This window comes from Staphylococcus sp. NRL 16/872 (assembly GCF_022815905.2).
Taxonomy (GTDB): Bacteria; Bacillota; Bacilli; order Staphylococcales; family Staphylococcaceae; genus Staphylococcus.
Genome location: NZ_CP119327.1, coordinates 262,276 through 282,776, shown reverse-complemented (window position 1 = coordinate 282,776; position 20,501 = coordinate 262,276). Strand labels below are relative to the sequence as shown.

The window sequence follows — 20,501 nt, the reverse complement described above, 5'->3', positions numbered from 1 at the left end:
GTCCCATGCTCATTTTCTTTATTGTTAGCTATTCATTTTTTACTTTTCAAAATAATAATTATTTACTAGTTGTGAAACCAGCATAACTAATATCTGCCTCTACCACACGCCCATGATTTACAACAAATGTAGTAGCTAAGCCCTTTTGTACAGGTCTGTATTCAAACATACCACTTGTTTTATCATTCGTGTTTCCACTGACTTTCTTCAAATCTTTACCGTATGCTTTATTAAGTTGGTTTAATGTTAAGTCCCCTTTAACTGTAAATTGAACTTTATTTGCTTTCTTACCGTCTTTAGTTACACCCGTAAATTTTTGATTATACTTTTCAACCACTTTCGTATCTTTAGTTGGCGCAAGTGTAATTCCACTAAATTTCACATTGTCATGTTTAACAGCGTTTACAAAGTTTTTGTCAGTTAAAAATTTAGCATCTTTATCGATGTAACCATTATAAGAATAATGTGGTTTAACTGCAGCATGTGCCGTTTGTTGAACTGGTAACACCGTTGCACTAACGCCTAAAAGTGTTCCAAATGCTAGAGTTGTTGAAGCAATAGTTTTTACTATTTTATTCATGATAGTCCTTCTTTCTGTATTGGATTAATAATACCTCTTTATTATTACACAATGCTCATCCACACACACTGTACTTTAGATGTATTTATCATGAAATTTAGTAAACAAAATGTAATATTATAAAAATGGCTATATACTATCTATTTTATGAAATTTCATTATAATAAAATAAATGAAAGAAAAACGGAGGACCATATTTTGAAAAAAGTATTGGCAGGTATAGTGATCGTATTACTGATTGTTGCATTAGGTTTCTCAATATTTTTTGCAGCAACACATAAAAATTCAAATACCAAGCAAGACAACCCGACTGAAAAGCATGAGAAAAAAGAGAAGCATCAGAAAAAAGAAAGTACAACTGAAGAAAATACACAAGACCAAGATGATACAACAGATAATGGCGAAAATGCCCAATATGAACCAGCAACTCAAGATACACAACAAAATTATACAAATCAAAGTAACTCTGATAATACTGAAGCAAATAAAACACAAGAAACAACACAAACACAAGAACAAGCAAGCAACTCAAGAAAAAATAGCACAGAAAGCGCAACAACCGAGAAAAATACAAACCAACCTTCAACATCTCAACAACAAAGTACACAACAAAACAGTACACAGCAAAATAGCCAACAAAACACACAACAAAATAATTCAGCACAGACTAATTCAACACAAAACAGTAATAGCTCAACACAGAATAGCAACTCAAATAACAAAACCAATTAAAAATAACCGCCTAATACGTAGTCTTCACAACTACCCATTAGGCGGTTTAAATTTGTTATTAATTTAATTAAGAATACAACTAAGTGCAATAACGTTTAAGTAATTCTTAAGATGAATAACGAATGATGTTGCGCGACTCTTGGCGGAAAAGAAAGAGCTTAAGACTACAGGCTTAAGCCTTTCCCGCAAGAAAGCGTCGCAACAAAATGAGTAACATTCATCTAAGAACTGCTTTACAAGACCAAGGCTCGACCCAGCTCCCCTAGGCAAGCATCACGACAGAATGAGTAAATATCTATCTTAGAATTACTACAAGTTACTCAGTCACGTTACTTTCATCCACACGTTTAGAAACCTTACGCATGATAGGATCTAGGATAGGTTTTCCTAAGACACCCGCTATAAAGAAAGCAAGACCGAATAATGCTAATATAAGCAATTTCGTAATTAAAATTTCTGGTACGATACCACCTACTGTTTCACGTAATGAATCAATTACATGCGTAAATGGTAAGTAAGGCGAGATCGTTTGAAAGAATTTAGGCATTGTCACTACTGGGAATGTACCACCGCCCCCTGCAATTTGTAATACCAACATAATAATCGCAATTGCTTTACCTGGGTTACCAAGTAACGATACACATGTATAAACTATCGTATTAAAGACGATCGATCCAAACAGTGCTACCAGTATGAACAAGGTTGGTGATTCCACTTGTGCTTTCAAGATTAATAAATCACCTACTACTACAATGAAGGTTTGAAGTAAGCCCATTGATATAAAGAATGCGCCTTTACCTAAATAAATTTGGCGTTTAGTTAATTCGTCTCTCAAGCTTTCATGTTTATTATCAACGGATAATAAGCTCACTGATAACAATGCTCCTACCCATATTGATAATGATGTATAGAATGGCGTCATGCCTGAACCGTAGTCTTTAACTGGGAAGACGTCCACTTGTTTCTTATCAATTGGATTCGCAATCACATCTGCTTGTTTTTTCAAGTCATTTTTCAAAGCATCAATGACTTTATCTACTGCATCATCTTTATCTAATTTTTTGAAGATTTTATTTGCTTTATTTAAATCCTTTTCAATATCTGGCAATCTATTTTGCGTAAAGTTCGCTAAATTCGCCAATGCTTCTTTAGCACGTGGTTGATTTTTATCTAATAAATTAACTGCGTTGTCATATTTATTAAATAATGTAGGCAAGTTTGTATTTACTGTCGCTGTAGCGTTCGCTAATCGTTGTTCTAATTTAGGTAAATCGTTACGTACAAAGTCTGCCGCTTTCGCCACATCTTGTTTAACAGTTGGGAAGTAAGATTGAGCTGTTTGCATTGCTTTGATATAGCTTTGTTCTAATGTTGGCAACTCACTTTGAATTGTAGCTACTCGACCTTGGCCTTGTGTCACAATCTGTTGACCAGCTGTAATTACTTGATTAATCGTATTTAATTTAGATTGAACACCTGATAATGTATTTTGGCCTTTATTTAATTGTTTTGTAATGTCGTTAGATACCAATAATAAACGATTATTTAGATTATGTTTTAAAAAGCTGCGATATTGACCTAATCCTGTATTTAAACTTGGTAAGCCACGTAAGACATTAACCGCTTCCGCTTTACCTGAACTACCATTTTCTAATGCATCGATAAGTTGATTAATAGAGCGTACAGAACTATTGATACGATTGTTTGCAGACTCAATTTGTTGAATTTGATATGTTAGGTCCACATGTTCTTTATCCTCTAACTCTTTTAAAATATCTACGAGTCGTTGGTTGTTTTTTGTCTCATTTTCAAAACGCACTTTAATATTGCGTAACACGTCATTAAATTCAGTTGGTCGATTTGAACCAATAATCCCATAAGTAATATGTTTTAAGGATTTAACATTTGATTGTGTCGCTTTAGTCTGCGTATCCGCATTATCAGATATCGTTAACAATGCTTCAGCAAGTGCGCTGTTCATGGCTTTAACATCATCCTTAGAGACGATTTGATCATTATTTAAAGTACCCTTGCTACTATTATTACTCAATGGTTGCACTTTATAAGGAGGCATGCCTGATGTGCTTTGTTGACGCAAGGCATTATTCGCTTGACCATTGACATCTTGCGCACGGCTAGTCGCTTCTTGATAATCACCCACACGTTGTTGTGCCATAGTTAGATAATCTTGGGCGTCATTTAAACGAGTATTCGCTAAATCAAGACCTTGGCTCGCAATATCTACACCTCTATTGAGACGTGGGAATTGTGCTGGAATATCATTTGACGCTACATCAAGCACGCGTTCGATATTCGGCATGTATGCATTGAGTGCTAAAATGAGTTTCGCTTTCTCATTTAGTGATGGAATCGCTGCATTGACGTCATTTAATTTCTGTTGAGCATCTAAAACATCATCTTTATAATTGCCTAACGAACGGAAGCGATTCGCGTAGTTATCTAATTGATCTTGATGGTCATTAAGATACACGATACCATTTGCAATTTTATTCAGTTTTGGCAATGAGTTATGGGCAGCATAAACTGCATTTTTAATTTTATTAATAGTTGGAATTTCATCTTCAAGTTGAATGCCGACTTTATTCGCCTCTTGAAGAATAGCTTTGGTTACTGTGGAATTAAATTGTTTATTCGCTTCATCGACAATCACAGTTGAACCTGTATCTGTCATTTTTGGTGCGACAGCATTGATTTTTTGATTCACTTTATATTCTATATCTGCTTTTTGTGGTTTCTTTCTTAATGTGCCGGTGATTTGATGAGAGAATTCTTTTGGTATGTATATGCCGGCATAGTATTTACCCATTTTAATTTCATGGTCTGCCTTTTCCCGGCTAACAAATTGCCAGTCAAATTTCTTATTCTTTTTTAATGTATCGACAAGCGTATTACCGACATTAATTTTTTTGTCACGGACTTCATCACCTTGGTCTTCATTTACAACAGCCACTTTGACATGGTTGGTATTACTATATGGGTCCCACATCGCCCAAAGGTTGAACCAAGCGTAGAATGATGGCAAGATGGCTAAACCTAGGAGAATCACCCAGACAGCAGGCGTTTTCGCCACACGCTTTAAGTCCGTTTTATATAATTTTAGTGCGTTTTTCATTGTCACACTCCTACGAATGAAATATTAAGATTTGATATCAAATTTGAGTTAAGCGTTGTTTTTTTATTTATAGAGTTAGTATAATACTTTTATTGAGTAAAGTAATAATTAGTTGATAAGTATCAACCATATTTTTTTCTAACTAGCATTATAACAAATAAGAACCTATAGAGGAAGTACTGTAAAATATCAAGACTGAAAGAACACCCTTATCAATAGACAAGTCGAAATACACAACGACGGGACTTTACTTCTTGCTTTAAGACAATGTATGAGACGGCAAAGAGTGAACGGGTTTGTCTACAGTCTATTCGCATACTAATAGGAGGAAACAAAAGCTATGTCGAAGCAAAAATTAATCGTCTATTTATTAACTACTACCCTCGTCTTTCCAACCTTTACGTCTAGTCTTGCCCACGCTGAAGATACGACTGACGAAAGTAAAGCAGAAGCATCACGTACTCATAATGATGAAGATGTAGCCTCAACTGAAGAAACTAACACTCAAGAGAGTACAAGCGCAGAACATGAAGACGATGTTAACTCAACCGACTCACAAGAGGGTTCACAAAGTACGGAAGAAGACAAATCACAAGAAACGCCAACCTCGCATAAAGAAACTGCTCATAAAGAATCTGTGAATGAGAAAACATCTAAAAAAAATGAAACAACACGTTCAAATCGTCAACAAACGGATAAAGCATCATCTCATAATAATTCGTTTTATCATACGCCATTAGCGCCATTATTTGATATTCCGAACTTAACTGACAATCATTCTTCACATTTCCTAGACCCTAATGTATTTGATGATGGTTTCAGTTTAACGAATTTAATCGCTTCATTATTTAACTTTGATAGTGATATTTCTGATTATGAACATGTTGAGCATTCTAAAGATTCTGCTAACAATGCTTCTTCAGACAACAGTGCTAATACTAGCAATTCGAATCAAAAAGCATCCACATCTCAATCTAGCACAACTCACAGTGAGAATAGTACACAAGCTGAGGATGCTACATCTGAACAGTCAGGATCAACAGAAATGCCACAACAAGAAAAAGGGGCAGCTAATACACAATCAAATGCTAGTTCAAGCGAAAGTAAAGATGATGCAAGTATTAGTAAAGCATTAGATGCGATTGATGACTTAGTTACAGATACTACAGACAATCAAAGTGATAAAGATTCAACTCAAAGTAGCGATGAACCTAATACTAATGAAGAAAATAATGCTTCTAGTGAAGATAAATCATCTACTGAAGAGAATACTAGTGAGCAACCATCTTCACATGATACATCTCAATCTGATAGCGAGTCTAAAGGGGGCAGCTTTTCAGAATCAGTATTAGACTCAGTACTTGATAAATATAGCGAAGATGCCACTAAAACACATAAGGATTATGAGTCATCTAAAGAGAGCGGAAAAACATCTGTGAATAATGATAAAGATAAATCATCCGCATCTACTAACACGCAATTACCTACTAAAGAAGAACTTGCACATAAAACAGCACCAGTCCAATCATTTGAAGATGATATTAGAAAAAATAATACGCGTTCAACTGGTCTATTCCAACTGTTGCCACAACTGAATGGCGATAGTATGAATGATGGCGATATGACAGTAGTCGAAAGTAAAGATACACGTGAGTTCATTCGATCTATTGCTAAAGATGCGCATAAAATTGGGCAAGACCAAGACATTTACGCTTCAGTCATGATTGCTCAAGCGATCTTAGAGTCAAGTTCAGGTCAAAGTGCCCTAGCGCAAGCACCAAATTATAATTTATTCGGTATTAAAGGCGCTTATCAAGGACAAACTGTAAACTTTAATACGCTCGAAGCTGGTAGCGATAATTCTATGTTTAACATTATGGCTGGCTTCAGAAAATACCCTAACACTAAAGCGTCATTAGAAGATTACGCTAATTTAATTAAAAATGGTATTGAGGGCAATCCTACGATTTATAAAGAGACTTGGAAATCTGAAGCACCTAGCTACCGTTCAGCTACGAGTCATTTAAGCAGAACGTATGCGACGGATCCAAATTATGCGACAAAATTAAATAGCCTTATTCAACATTACAATTTAACAGCATTTGATAAGAAAACTATGCCAGATTTAGATAAATATGCTAAATCAACATCAAGTGGTCAAAATGCTTCAGGTAGTGAGTTCAAACCATTTGCGATAACTGATGGTGCTACGCCATACCCTCAAGGTCAATGTACTTGGTATGTCTATGAGCGTGTGCAACAGTTTGGTCAGCACGTAGGTAGTGACTGGGGCGATGCACATCACTGGGATAATCGTGCTGAACGTGATGGTTATCATGTCATAGGTAGTCCGAAAGCACATACGGTGGCCGTGTTTGAAGCTGGTCAAGCAGGTGCTAATTCAGTGTATGGTCATGTTGCTTTTGTTGAAAAGGTTAACGATGATGGTTCGATCGTTGTGTCTGAATCTAACGTTAAAGGATTGGGTATTGTATCATATCGTGTGATTGATGCGGATACTGCACAAGAATTGCATTATATTGAGCCGAAATAATTAGATTTTAGGGTGGTTCTAAAATGAATTCTCATTTTACTTAAGTTGAGTCATCCAGAAATTCTTAGATGAATGTTACTCATTTTGTTGCGACGCTTTCTTGCGGGAAAGGCTTAAGCCTGTAGTCTTATAAAGTCGTTCTTAGATAGATATCCACTCACTTAAGTTGAGACGCTTGCCTAGGGGGCTGGGTCGAGCCACGATCTCGACACTCATCCTGCTCCCTCAGGCGTCGCTCAACTACGTTTCGTTATCTATCTTAGAACGACTTACGCAAGTGCACTCGCGCTTGTGTTCAATATAAGAATAAAAAACACCAAGAGTCGCGCAACATCATTCGTTAGTCATCTTAGAACTACTCATCTAAGTACTTTAATATTTAGGTTCATTTATATTCAGTATAGAGATCAAACTATTAACTTACGTTATATATTTTAAAAGTATTTAAGTATGTGTGATTTTATATTTTCATACTAAAAAAGGTGGGGCACTCGAAGTGCGCCACCTTTTCATTTTCAAAAATTAAGAATAAATTAGTACTTGGGTGATGAGCATGCCACCACCAAAGATGAAGACAAAGGCTACGATTGGCCACACGAATTTCAACCAGTGTGAATATTTCATGTCTAACATTTGTAATGTTGCCATGATTAAGCCGGTTGGTGCTAAGAATAACATCGCATATTGTCCGAATTGGTAGGCTGTTACGATGACGAATCTTGGGATGCCGACTGTGTCTGCAAGTGGTGCGAAGATAGGCATCGCTAACACTGCTAGTCCTGATGATGATGGAATAATAAAGCCTAAGAAGAAGAATATAATTAATAAAATGACGATAAAGATTGGTCCGCTAACACCTTGCACAAGTGAAGATGAGAAGTTTAAGATTGTATCTGAAATCAAACCATCATTCATAATCATATTGATACCACGCGCTAAACCAATGATAAGTGATACCCCTACTAAGCTAGAAGCACCATTTACAAACGCATCAACTACTGCTTTTTCACCTATACCATTTTTACCTAACGCTACAATCAGCATGATAACAATTGTAAACGCTAAGAACATTGAAGCCATAAGTGGGAACCACCAACCTTGCGTCATAACGCCCCATACCATAATTGGGAATGGCAAGATAAATAAGATTAAGATGATTTTTTTACGTAAAGTAAAGACGCTTTCTTCACCGTCATTTTTAATAACTGACCATTGTTTTTCAAATTTCTCTTTATCTTCATACGTATAAGAACTTTTCGGATCTTTCTTAATGCGTTTCGCGTACCATGCTAAATAACCTACTGTGAAGATTGTCGCAATGATTAAGCCACCAATTCTCCAATATAGCCCATCGACAAACGTTGTGCCTGCCGCATTTGAAGCGATAACTACTGAGAACGGGTTCACTGTTGAAAATGTACTACCTACAGAACTTGCGAGGAAGATTGCACCTACGCATATGATTGAGTCGTAACCCATCGCTATAAAGATTGGCACGAGCACTGGGTAAAATGCGACCGCTTCTTCTTCAATTCCGCAGAGTGTACCACCTAAAACCATTAATACTGAAACCATAAAGACCAGCAAGAATTCATGCCCTTTCGTCTTTTTCGTTAGGGCCAAGAGTCCAGATTCAAATGAGCCACTGGTTTGTACAACCCCTATTAAGCCCCCTAATACTAGAATAAATACCATAACATCTACCGCTTCAATCGTTCCGTTAACCATACTTGATGTAATTTGGTCTGGACCTGCTGGATGTTGGTCTAAACGTTCATACGTTCCCGGAATTGAAATCGGTTTATTAATCGCACCAGATTTAAATTGATTAACATCAATTTTGACACCTAATTTATCTAATTGTTCTTGTGTACCATCAACAGTTTTTGTTTTATTATGCGCATCCACAATTTTGAATTCTTGCGCACCTGAATCATAAGATAATTTAGAATATGCCCCTGCAGGTATAATCCATGTCGCTATTACAGCAATGACTGTTAATATGAATAGAATGGTAAATGCACCTGGCATACTTAATTTGAATCGTTTGTTTCTTTTTTTAGTTTTTGTGTCTGAAACTTCATTAGTGTGTGTCATGCGTTTCAACCCCTTTGTATATATATTTATAGTTAAGACATGTGTCACACTTTCAACTTTGAAAAATATTATTTCAAATTTTAAACTTTGTGAAATTTTTATCAATGTCTTTTATCAACTTAAGTTTATGTCTAATGTAATTTACATTCAATATGAATACAAATTAAAGTATAAATATTCAAAATTACGTCATACTTCTTTCACATAACTTTACGAATAATCTTCTGAAAAAGTCTTGATATTTTTCTGTAATTATGTAAGCGCTTACTATACTGTTGTTGCCCTTTTCCAAAAAATAAAAAGAGTAGATAATTAAGCTATGGAATACTTTAAGTTATCTACTCATTGTTTTATTTAATTATCAGGATGATGTCGTTTACGACGTCCTAACCATACAAATAGGCCACCTGCTATAGCAAGTACTACGGTTATAGGCAACCATGATTTCTTAAGTGTTTCACCGGTCGCTGGCAATGAGAAGTTGCCCTCCTCGTCAAATAGACCACTTAATAATCCTCCACCATTATTTAAATCACCAAGTGATAAGCCTTGTACAGGATTTGGAATATCATCTATACCATCAAGCAAGCTGCCACCTGAATTTAAGTTGCCTAATAAACCACCTAATAGACTTGAATCTGAATTGAATAAATCTAAACCATTACCACTATGCGTATTGCCATTAATACGATCAAGTAATGTAGGACGATTTTTAATTGGAGCTAAAATATAATCTAATTTATTTTTAGATTGGTTCAATTGGTTTTGTAGTTGCAATAAATCGTTTGCCTTACCATTGAGCGCACTTTTAATTAAATCAAGTGTATCTGCTTTAGATGTTTGTATTTTTGAAATAACATCAGCTAATGCATGCGCTTTAGCTTGATTTAACTTCGTAGCTAAAATCGTTTCAATGGCCTGTTTTTGATTAGTTGTTTTATCTAAGACATCTCTTAAAATGTCATCAGCTGTATTAGATGCTTGAGCTTTAAGTTCTTGTTTCAAACGTTCAACAAGTTCAGAATTTGATAAATCCTCATTCATTAAACGTTTAGCAATTGATGATGCTTCATGATTGCCTAAACGTGTTGATAATAATGTCTTAATTAATTGTTCTTTATTCGGTGCTTGATCAAACATTGATTTTAAAATGTCATCACTTGATGCTGAAGTTAAACCATCAAGCTGTTGCATAATTTGATCTGTAATTTGTTTGTCTGATTTTCCAATTGTATTAATATGTTTTAAAATATCTTGTGTCTCATTCTTGCTGAACACACTGCCAATAATTTGTTTGACTGCTTCTTGTTTATCAGAAGTATTATTTAATTGTTCAAGAATAAGATTACGATTATCTTTGACTTTATTGCGTACTGAAGCAATATCTTTTTCAATATTTTGACGTTGTTGAACCGATAAATCTTGATTTTGATTTACCTGGCTACGCAATTGTCTTAATTGCTCAAGTTTACGATCAGTATAACGTTTAGTTGTGTCTTCATGTTGACGTTCTATTTTTGAAATTGTTTGATCAATTTTTTCTTTATCAGATAATTTATCTTTTAAAGCATCAAAATGTTTATTTATTGTAGAATCTGTAGCCACACTTTGGTCCCGATGGTATTGGTTATTATTTTTCCCCATATCTTCAATACCACTCAACAAACCTTGCTTAGCTTCTTTATTATCTTTTGTTTCTTCCGTTGCAGGTTCTTCAGTTGTTGTCTCCTCAGTTGAAGGTCGTGTTTGATGTGTCATTTGTTCTTCAGTATTATTTGCTTGTGTTGATTGTGACCCTTTATCTTTGTACATATTCACGTCATTTTTAACTTTGTTTAAGTCGTCTAGAATTGACGTATGGTGTTTGTCGGCACCATGATTTTCCTCAGTAGACGGCGTTTCCGCTTTATCTTGTTCTACAGAATTTGTATCTTCTTTAGGTTGTTGCTGCGTTGATGTCTCTTTACTAGTTTCAGTTGTAGTATTTTGTTGACTACTATCAACCTTTTTAGAAAGCGCATCTAAATCATTCATGATTTTATCCAATTCTATTGACGTACTATCTTTAGAGCTATCATTTTTAGGTGCATGATACTCGTCAGTAGAAGATGTTTCAGTAGAACGAGCTACTGATTTCTCTTCTGCCGTAACGATAGATTCTTCGCGTGCATCTTTTAAAATCTCATCAATTTCAGTTTGATCTTTCGCATCCTCTAAATCATCTTTATAACTTTTTATTTCAGCTCGGTCTAAATGTTTTAAATGATTGATTTCTGATTTCGCTTTTGAAATAGCAGATGCTAATTTAGATTGAACCGTCGTTGTCTCGTTTGAAGTTTCAGTTACCTCATCCTGTGTTTGCGCAAACGCATCTTTTGTAAAGCCATAACCAACTAATGAGCCACTTAATAATAACGCTGAACATGACACTTTTAAGTACGAACTTAATTTAGAAATTTGTGTATTATTCACTCATGTCACCCTTTATCATTAATATTCCCCTACATTATATAACAATTACTTATAAACTTATACTTCTTATTTTTGAAAATTAAGGGAACTCACCTATATTTTTGATATATAAAAATCTATAATTTGATACGTCTACTACTCACTTTTTTATTATCTGTCACTTTTACAGAATATTGATATGAATGAGTCAAATCAATTAATGATAAATATTTATCATGACCTGCACCAGTATCGATATCTAATATATTTTTCTTTTTATATAGTTCATCATTTTTCAAACCAAAACGATAGTTCGGTACATGACCATGGATTAAAAATTTGTGTTTAGGTACACTGCGATTCAACTCGTGATTATAATAACCCGTTGTATACTCTTTAATCTGTTTACTTAACGGCTTATTGGTATCAATGCCTGCATGTGCAAATATATAATCATCAATCAATTCGATGGTAGATAAACTATTTAAAAATTTGTGCCAACGTTTTATTTTCTTGTCTTTACTAGCTAACCAACGCATCTCGTGGTTCCCAGCCAAAGCAAGTGCACCTTTACGTTTCAAACGTTTCACTAATTTAAGCGTTCCAAATGAATCAGGTCCATTATTGACATAATCTCCCATCAATACAAGTTGATCCTTTTTATAATTATATTTTACTGCTCTTAAAAGAGTTACAAGCGCCTTCCGATGTCCATGAATATCAGAAACCACAAGTATCCTTTCAACCATTTCAATCTCTCCTTACACTCCAACCTTTTATACATTACATTTATTATAAAAACCACAGTTTAACTAACTTTAAACAAAATATTAACGTCCTCTCAAAATTTACACTTTACAATAATAAATAGTATAGAAAAAATTTATATATTTTGGGGACTAAATTTATGAACACGAAACAAATGCTCATTTTTAAACACTTTGTCGAGGCACAAAATGAAAATGCAGTAGCTGAAAAACTTGGGATAACTCAGCCCACTGTCACATTTCATTTAAAAAATTTGAACAAAGAATTTGGTTTACCTTTATATTTTAAAAAAGGTAAACATTTTAATTTAACAGAAGCTGGAGAACTGTTATATCGCAATGCCAATAAAATGTTAAATTTGATCCAAGAAACAACCGATATGATGGAAGACTTTAAACAATCTAAACGTGGAACATTGCGTATTGGCGCAAGTCATGCCCCAATTTACAGTATTTTACCTTCTGCTTTTAAAAATTATATGCACAATCATCCTGATATCGATATCGCATTAACAGTAGATACTGCACCATGTATTATCGAAAAAGTTAAAAATAGAAAAGTGGATATCGCTATTATTTCTGAAAAAGGATTTAATGAAGAAGAACTACAAGCCAAACGCTTACAAGAAAATCCTCTCGTCTTAGCTATGGATAAACGCCATCCACTTGCACAAAAAGAACAAATTTCCTTAGAAGATATACAAAAATATCGTTTCATTATCCATAGTAGCGGATCAACACGAGAAAGTATTGATGAATGGCGCAAAAATAATTTCGTTAATCTAGATATACATATGGAATCCAATAGCATTAGTAGTATTTTAACAACAATTAAAGATTCTAATTATCTCAGTCTTGTTAGTGATAGTGCGCTCTACCATCATCCAAATATTATTGGTAAATCTTTGCCTGATGGACCGTCACCTAGTTACATCTCATTGTTATATCGCAATGATAGACATCTCACATCAATAATACAAGACTTCGTAACGCTCATTTACAATACGAATGAAACATAAATATCAGTAGACTATTGATAATCTTGAATTAAATACTTTTATTAGGAGTAGAAATGAAATCTATTAAACAAATTAGATTTCATTTCTACTTTTTTAACCTTAATCAAAAATAACCAATATATTTATAGAATTTCTTTTTAGTAATTTTATGTAATGTTAATATTTTATAAATTATATTAATAAAATATCCTTAAAATTATAACAATTTTACAATATATTAATATTTCCCTATAAAAATAGTTCATTAGATAATATAATAAGTATGAAAGCGTTATTATAATAATTACGTATATTTTTAACATATGGATTAAGGAGGCTGGGTTGATGCTCATTCTTTCAATCATTTTATTACTTATCGGCATAGCATTAATCGCCACCAGTAGATTTGTTGCCTACAAACGTGATATCGATTTACGAGAAAAAATATACATTCCAGGTGTATTAATTTTTCTAATCGGCGCATTGTGCCTCATTGGCTTTTGGGTATACTAATTAGTCTTATACATAATTTACATTTTCAGGTACATAACATATGTTACCTGTTTTTTTATTTTCTATTTTATTATCCCACTTACTTATTTTCCAACATTTTTTACAAAATGTCGCTTTTTTCAACGGCATCAGATTTTTAATGGTACTCAGCACTCTTATATCTTGTTACATTAACCATTGTAATATGAATCTAAGTATCTTTTATAGATGAAGAAATTAATCAACAAAAGCTCACAATTGATTATTACATTATTCCAGACTTAGATCATCAAACATTAGATAAATAGGAGGAAATACATTGGCAAAGCTATTATACAGACTTGGAACATTTATAGCTAAAAACAAATGGCTTAGTGTCATTGGGTGGCTTGTCATTCTAGGCGTAATCATTACACCACTTGCACTTAACTCGCCTAAATTCGATGACGACATCACAATGAATGGCTTAAAGTCACTTGATACAAACGACAAAATCAGTAAAGAATTTCATCAAGATAGTGAAAAAGCCTCGATGAAAATCGTCTTCCATTCTAATAGAGAAGATGGATTGAAAGATAAAGATACAAAGAAAGATATTGAAGATGCACTAGATAATATCAAACAAAAAGATGATTATATTCAAAATATTTCAAGTCCCTATGACAGTGGACAAGTAAATAAAGATGGCGACACAGCTATCGCAAATATTAGTTATGTCGTTAAACAAACAAACATGCAAGACTCATCTAAGAAAACTATCGATAAAGAATTACAAGATGTGACAGACAACCACAATATTCAAATAGAAAAAACACAAGGTGGTTCCATGGGTAGCGAACCTGGTGGCACATCAGAAATAGTAGGTATCGTTGTAGCTTTTGTTATTCTACTTATTACCTTTGGTTCACTTATTGCAGCTGGTATGCCAATCGTTAGTGCAATTATAGGACTAGCATCAAGTGTCGGTATCATTGCTTTATTAACATTTGTCTTTGATATTCCAAACTTCACACTAACATTAGCTGTAATGATTGGTTTAGCAGTAGGAATTGACTACTCGTTATTCATTTTATTTAGATATAAAGAACTTAAACAACAAGGTATGAATACAATAGAAGCAATCGGTAAAGCTGTTGGAACTGCAGGTAGTGCTGTTATCTTTGCAGGCATTACCGTAATGATGGCCGTTTGTGGATTATCATTAGTAGGTATCGATTTCTTAGCCGTAATGGGATTTGCCTCAGCAATCAGTGTGTTATTCGCAGTGCTAACTGCATTAACTTTATTACCAGCATTGATTAGCATTTTCCATAAAAGTATTAAAATCAAGAAGAAATCAACTCAGAGTAAAGATCCTAAAAATCATCCATGGGCTAAATTTATCGTTGGTAAGCCTATCTTGGCAGTGATCATTAGTTTAATTATCTTAATACTAGCAGCGATTCCTGTGAGTGGTATGCGTTTAGGTATTCCAGACGATAGTATGAAACCAAACGATACTTCAGCACATAAAGCGTATGAACTTATCTCAGATAACTTTGGAGAAGGTTATAACGGACAAATCGTCATGCTAGTTAACACTAAAGATGGCGGTAGCAAAAAAGACATTCAACGCGATTTAAGCAACATGCGTGATGACTTAAAAGATCTTGATAACGTAGACACTGTGTCAAAAGCAAGACTTAATGATAATAACCATTATGCACTATTTACGATTATCCCTGAAAAAGGACCAAACGCGAAATCAACTGAAGACTTAGTGTACGATTTACGCGATTATCATAATCAAGCACAAGATAAATATCATTTCGACACTGAAATCTCAGGACAAAGTGTTATCAATATTGATATGTCAGAAAAACTTAATAACGCTATCCCAGTATTCGCAGGCGTTATCGTAGTCCTTGCATTCTTATTATTAATGGTAGTCTTCCGTTCAATCCTTGTACCACTTAAAGCAGTACTTGGCTTCATCCTATCATTAATGGCAACACTCGGTTTCACAACGCTTGTCGTACAAGATGGTTTCTTAGGTGGCCTATTCGGCGTAGAAAACACAGGTCCATTATTAGCATTCTTACCAGTCATCACAATCGGTCTCCTATTCGGATTAGCCATCGATTACGAACTCTTCTTAATGACACGTGTTCACGAAGAATACAGTAAAACTGGCGACAACGACCACTCAATTCGCGTAGGTATTAAAGAAAGTGGCCCAGTTATTGTAGCTGCTGCACTCATCATGTTCAGCGTCTTCATTGCCTTCGTCTTCCAAGACGACACAATGATTAAATCAATGGGTATCTCACTCGCATTCGGTGTCCTATTCGACGCATTTATCGTCCGTATGACACTGATTCCTGCACTAACAAAACTCTTCGGCAACGCATCATGGTACCTACCTAAATGGCTAGGCGCAGTTTTACCTAAGATCGACGTCGAAGGTAAAGCACTAGAAAGCGATGATCACCATCAAACTTCTTCTGCTTCTGAAAAAGGTCAACAAGAAACACGTTACAGAGAATTCGCTAGCCCAGACAAAGATACTCATCACAAGCAAGATGACACACGTAGCTACAGCAACAATGATTATAGCCAACATCATGAACACTACAACAATGAAGATTACAATCGTTCTGTAAGTTTAAATCATAATGATAATCGAGAAGACCATCATTACAAGACTCAATATGAAAATACACAATCACATTCAAACTTTGATACAACGACAAATCTCTATAAAGATTTAACAGATAACAATGTAGATCAAGATGTACTATTTAAAGCATTAATGTTATACGCTCGTGAAAATAACAAAGGTGTATACGATAGATACAACGATCAGCCAAATCATAATCGTCATGATGACGAACGCAGAAATTAAAAATTAAAAGGAGGAAACGTAACATGTTCAAACATCGTAGTTCGAAATTTCTAGGACTACTAGCTACAATTGCCTTAGCCATCGTGCTAAGTGCATGTGGCAATAGTGGTAGTGGATCATCAGACGATGGCAAAACAGCGCTGGGTAAAAAAGAAATTGAAATTCCTTACATCGCAAGCGATAACTCTACGCCACGTTCTTTAGTCATTGCTGAAGTATTAAAAAAAGCAGGTTATGATGTAACAACATCACCTGTTCCAGCAAGTGGCCCATTATATGCTGACGTTTCAGCAAATCATAATTCATTCCATGCGTCAGGTATCTTCCCAGATACAGACAAAAGCTATTATGATAAATATAAAGATAAAATCACATTATATGATGATAAAAACTTTATCGATGACGTTAAAGTAGGTCTAGCTGTACCTAAATATATACAAGATGTTGATTCAATCAGTGATTTAAAAGATAGCAAAGAATTCGGCAAATCAGTAGATTGGACGATTCAAGGTACAGACGCTAGAAATGGCGTAATGAAGCAAACAAAAGATGAACTTGATAAAAACGATTTAGAAAATTACAGCTTAAAAGAAAGTTCTGATCAAGAACAATTCAAGAAAATTCAAGGTGCCTTTAAACAACAACAACCGATTATCTTCACTGCAATGGAGCCGAATTGGTTCTCTAAAGAATTAGATATCAAAATGTTAAAAGATCCAGACAAAATTTACGGTAGTGATCACGAACATATCAACTTAGTATTTAACAACAACTTCAAAGAACAACATCCTGCTGCTTACAAGATTGCAACACGAATGGCAGATGACTGGAGTAAAAAAGATGAAGAAAAACTTGCTAAAAAAATCTTCGTCGACAATAAAAATCCAGAAGAAGTTGCGAAAGATTACGTAGATGATAATGACAATAAAGTGGATGATTGGTTAAAAGATATTGAAACTGAGTAATCCAGAGGGATTTTAAATATTAGGGAGAAAGAAATTTTATAAGGGGAATGCTTGTTTTATATAGCATGGCGAGGCTATCTACATCTCTATGATGTGGATAGTCTCTTTTATTTTCTCTACATAAATATAAACGGAGGCCATATAGAAATTACTTCTTTTAAATTAAAATTTGTCATGTGATTAAGTCATTGATTTCAATTATAATGCCCTACTTGTAAAGGGTTATCTTTGGAAATATAAAAGTTATTGTGATAAATTACTCTTATTACGTCAGGCTTTCTGGCTATATTAATAACATAGGAGAATCAGATTATGCCGACAGCTAATCAAAAACGAATGATTAAACACATCCATGAAACAGTATTTATACTATTAAATGATTATCATTTTGATGAAATTACCGTTCAAAAAATATGTGAAACTGCAGAAATCAACCGTAGTACGTTCTATCGTTACTTTCAAGATAAATACGATATACTCTACTCCTTGCCAGATTTCATCACTCAAAAAATTGTTAATGATGATGCAGGTATTTCCTCACCTGAATCATTTCAAGATTTTATCTATTATATTGGGCAACATAAAAAACTTTTCAAACACTTATTAGTTTCTTCTCGCCAAGTAGATGTCTTTCGAAATCTGACTAATGTCAGTCGAGAAATGATTCTTAATAACGCTAAAAATCAACATGATCCTCTAGCAATTAAAATCCAACAAAGTAAACATCCTGAAATTGTGGCTGATTTCTTTAGTAGTGGCGTCATCGAGGTTTTACGTCGTTGGGTGGAAAATGATTACGATTATAGTGTGGAAGAAGTATTCGAAACATTAAATCATTTATTAGAAATATCTTTAATTAATTGTAAAAATTAAAAGCATTCTCACACGATTTTGAGTGAGAATGCTCTTTTTATTACTTCCGTTTTGTAGATTTTATACTTTTATAAAGCATAAAACCAGCATTAATTACTATTAAGATGGCTATAATGAATAACACCCAAGTTGGCCAGTTCATGATATTATACATAACTAATAATATCATCAATATAAGATTCAATACGTTCAATGCCATCATTTGTTGATCCATTAAAAATCACCTCATTACTCCATTACCCTCATAAATTTAAAATAATGATTTCTTCACTTCTTGAGCTACTCTAGCTGGTGATTGTGGATTTTGTCCGGTTACAATACGATTATCCACTTGAACATATGGTGTAAAAGGCAATCTTCTAAATGAGTATTTAGCGCCACGTTTTTTAATTTCATTTTGTAAGTGAAAAGGCACTAAAGTGTCACGGTTGGCTAATACTTCTTCTATATTTGAGAAACCTGTAATGTGTTTATCTTCAATTAAGTAATTTCCATTTTCTGCTTTAGCGTTAAGAAGCGCAGCAATACCGTGACATACTGCTGAAACAATGCCTCCTTTACGGTATATCGTTTCGATGGCGTGCTGTATGGTACTATTTTCCGGGAAATCATACATAACGCCATGTCCGCCTGTGAAATAAATGGCGTCGTAATCTTCGGGCTTAGCTTCAGTTATAGGTTGGGCGTATTTCAATTTATTCATAAATTCGGCATCTTTATAGTAAGATTTCGTCTTTTTGTCTAACATTAAAGGAGATAGACTCATGGGGTCGATGGGTGTATTGCCTCCAGTGACGTTGAAAATATCTAGTGTTACGTCTTCATCTTTAATTTCATTATAAAAATGAACAAGTTCCCCTAACCATAGTCCTGTTGGCTTCTCATGTTCTCCGAAATAATCAGTACTTGTGTTTACAATCATTATTTTTTTCACGTTATTCACCGCCTTTTTTTAGTTATCCATTTTAATAATTATTTTGCCTTTAGCGTGTCCATTTGTGGAATATTCTAAAGCTTGTTGAGTGTCTTTGAAATCAAACACTTTATCGATAATTGGTTTGATTTTACCGTCTTCGATTAACTGTGCAATTTCTTTCAATTGGTCGCCACTTGGGTGCATAAATAGAAATTCATAATTTACGTTAAATTGCTTTGCACGTCGTCTTAATTTATAAGAAGCTGCGCGTAATAAAGCTTCTTTTCCAATATTTAAATGTAAATCACGAGCATTTTTATCTGTAGGAATACCTGAGACAGAGGCGATAGTGCCACCTGGTTTAAGAATTCCGAATGATTTTTGGAGATTATCGCCACCTAATGTATCAAATACACCGTCGAAATCATTTAATATTTTAGAGAAGTCTTGTTCACGATAATTTATAAATTGGTCGACTCCTAATAATTCAACTAATTCTTTTCCTCGGTCGCTACCTGTCGTTGCAACGTATAAGCCCATTGCTTTAGCAAGTTGAATAGCAAATGTACCTACGCCTCCTGAACCTGCTTGAATTAAGACCTTATCGCCTTCTTTAAGTTGCATCACTTCGTTCAATGCTTGATAAGAAGTTAAGCCAACTAATGGAATGCTCGCCGCTTCTTCAAACGTTAGTCCTTTAGGCATAGGCGCAGTTTCAGAAGCATCTATTGAGATATATTCTGCAAATGTGCCAATTTTAGTTTTACGTGGTCGTCCAAAGACTTTATCTCCAACTTGATAGTCTTTGACATTTGCGCCTACTTCAGTAATCACACCTGCAAAGTCATTTCCTAAAATTAATGGAAAATCGTATGATAGTAAAATCTTCAAACCGCCATCTCTAATTTTGAAATCGATTGGATTTACGCTTGCTGCTTTAATTTGTACTCTTACTTCGTTTGGATTCATAGAAGGTATTGGCATTCGTTCTTCAGATACAGGATGATTACCATATTGATGAATGACCATCGCACGCATATCCGTTTTCATAATTATTAA

13 protein-coding genes are annotated in these 20,501 nt (G+C 34.4%); 6 read left to right on the top strand and 7 right to left on the bottom strand.

Going from position 1 to position 20,501, the window contains the following annotated elements; all coding sequences use genetic code 11:
• Nucleotides 1–58: 58 nt before the first annotated feature.
• Nucleotides 59–580 (bottom strand): immunodominant staphylococcal antigen IsaB family protein, encoded by a 522-nt coding sequence (gene isaB / locus MT340_RS01350; RefSeq protein WP_243588442.1) that lies wholly within the window; start codon nt 578–580, stop codon nt 59–61.
• 198 nt (nt 581–778) lie between these two features.
• On the opposite strand from isaB, the gene MT340_RS01345 reads away from it, so the two are divergent.
• Nucleotides 779–1,312 carry a hypothetical protein gene (locus tag MT340_RS01345; protein WP_243588441.1) on the top strand — a complete coding sequence of 178 codons (534 nt, stop codon included), beginning with the start codon at nt 779–781 and terminating at the stop codon, nt 1,310–1,312.
• A gap of 316 nt (nt 1,313–1,628) precedes the next feature.
• On the opposite strand, the gene MT340_RS01340 is transcribed toward MT340_RS01345, so the two are convergent.
• Nucleotides 1,629–4,445, bottom strand: coding sequence for a YhgE/Pip domain-containing protein (locus MT340_RS01340; RefSeq protein ID WP_243588440.1), 2,817 nt, complete (start codon nt 4,443–4,445; stop codon nt 1,629–1,631).
• Nucleotides 4,446–4,785: 340 nt separating this feature from the next.
• On the opposite strand from MT340_RS01340, the gene MT340_RS01335 reads away from it, so the two are divergent.
• On the top strand, nt 4,786–6,999 hold the full coding sequence (locus MT340_RS01335; protein WP_243603500.1) for an amidase domain-containing protein: 2,214 nt from the start codon (nt 4,786–4,788) through the stop codon (nt 6,997–6,999).
• A gap of 522 nt (nt 7,000–7,521) precedes the next feature.
• Here MT340_RS01335 and MT340_RS01330 read toward each other — a convergent pair.
• The 3 genes from MT340_RS01330 to MT340_RS01320 form a co-directional block, all read right to left on the bottom strand.
• On the bottom strand, nt 7,522–9,096 hold the full coding sequence (locus MT340_RS01330) for a YfcC family protein (protein ID WP_243588438.1): 1,575 nt from the start codon (nt 9,094–9,096) through the stop codon (nt 7,522–7,524).
• A gap of 354 nt (nt 9,097–9,450) precedes the next feature.
• The gene (locus tag MT340_RS01325) at nt 9,451–11,568 is read right to left on the bottom strand and encodes an LPXTG cell wall anchor domain-containing protein (RefSeq protein WP_243588437.1); all 2,118 of its coding nucleotides are present in this window, start codon (nt 11,566–11,568) and stop codon (nt 9,451–9,453) included.
• A gap of 116 nt (nt 11,569–11,684) precedes the next feature.
• On the bottom strand, nt 11,685–12,296 hold the full coding sequence (locus MT340_RS01320) for a metallophosphoesterase (RefSeq protein ID WP_243588436.1): 612 nt from the start codon (nt 12,294–12,296) through the stop codon (nt 11,685–11,687).
• Nucleotides 12,297–12,454: 158 nt separating this feature from the next.
• On the opposite strand from MT340_RS01320, the gene MT340_RS01315 reads away from it, so the two are divergent.
• The 4 genes from MT340_RS01315 to MT340_RS01300 all read left to right on the top strand — a co-directional run bounded on the left by MT340_RS01315 (nt 12,455) and on the right by MT340_RS01300 (nt 18,526).
• Nucleotides 12,455–13,333: a LysR family transcriptional regulator gene (locus tag MT340_RS01315; RefSeq protein WP_243588435.1), complete on the top strand. Its 879-nt coding sequence runs from the start codon at nt 12,455–12,457 to the stop codon at nt 13,331–13,333.
• A gap of 790 nt (nt 13,334–14,123) precedes the next feature.
• The gene (locus MT340_RS01310; protein WP_243603499.1) at nt 14,124–16,688 is read left to right on the top strand and encodes an MMPL family transporter; all 2,565 of its coding nucleotides are present in this window, start codon (nt 14,124–14,126) and stop codon (nt 16,686–16,688) included.
• 23 nt (nt 16,689–16,711) lie between these two features.
• Nucleotides 16,712–17,653, top strand: coding sequence for a glycine betaine ABC transporter substrate-binding protein (locus tag MT340_RS01305; RefSeq protein WP_243588433.1), 942 nt, complete (start codon nt 16,712–16,714; stop codon nt 17,651–17,653).
• A 312-nt stretch (nt 17,654–17,965) separates the two neighbouring features.
• A complete protein-coding gene (locus MT340_RS01300; protein WP_243588432.1) occupies nt 17,966–18,526 on the top strand; it encodes a TetR/AcrR family transcriptional regulator in 561 nt (186 codons plus the stop codon).
• A gap of 250 nt (nt 18,527–18,776) precedes the next feature.
• Here the strand turns inward: MT340_RS01300 and MT340_RS01295 are convergent, their stop codons facing one another.
• Both MT340_RS01295 and MT340_RS01290 read right to left on the bottom strand, forming a co-directional pair.
• Nucleotides 18,777–19,460, bottom strand: a complete 684-nt coding sequence (locus MT340_RS01295) for a type 1 glutamine amidotransferase domain-containing protein (RefSeq protein ID WP_243588431.1) — start codon at nt 19,458–19,460, stop codon at nt 18,777–18,779.
• Between the two features lie 18 nt (nt 19,461–19,478).
• On the bottom strand, nt 19,479–20,480 hold the full coding sequence (locus MT340_RS01290; RefSeq protein WP_243603934.1) for an NADP-dependent oxidoreductase: 1,002 nt from the start codon (nt 20,478–20,480) through the stop codon (nt 19,479–19,481).
• Nucleotides 20,481–20,501 lie beyond the last annotated feature (21 nt).

Coding starts and splice junctions, on each gene's coding strand:
- MT340_RS01300 (WP_243588432.1), top strand. CDS start 17,966: ATGCCGACAGCTAATCAAAAACGAATGATTAAACACATCCATGAAACA.
- MT340_RS01305 (WP_243588433.1), top strand. CDS start 16,712: ATGTTCAAACATCGTAGTTCGAAATTTCTAGGACTACTAGCTACAATT.
- isaB (WP_243588442.1), bottom strand. CDS start 580: ATGAATAAAATAGTAAAAACTATTGCTTCAACAACTCTAGCATTTGGA.
- MT340_RS01320 (WP_243588436.1), bottom strand. CDS start 12,296: ATGGTTGAAAGGATACTTGTGGTTTCTGATATTCATGGACATCGGAAG.
- MT340_RS01290 (WP_243603934.1), bottom strand. CDS start 20,480: ATGCGTGCGATGGTCATTCATCAATATGGTAATCATCCTGTATCTGAA.
- MT340_RS01330 (WP_243588438.1), bottom strand. CDS start 9,096: ATGACACACACTAATGAAGTTTCAGACACAAAAACTAAAAAAAGAAAC.
- MT340_RS01340 (WP_243588440.1), bottom strand. CDS start 4,445: ATGAAAAACGCACTAAAATTATATAAAACGGACTTAAAGCGTGTGGCG.
- MT340_RS01315 (WP_243588435.1), top strand. CDS start 12,455: ATGAACACGAAACAAATGCTCATTTTTAAACACTTTGTCGAGGCACAA.
- MT340_RS01335 (WP_243603500.1), top strand. CDS start 4,786: ATGTCGAAGCAAAAATTAATCGTCTATTTATTAACTACTACCCTCGTC.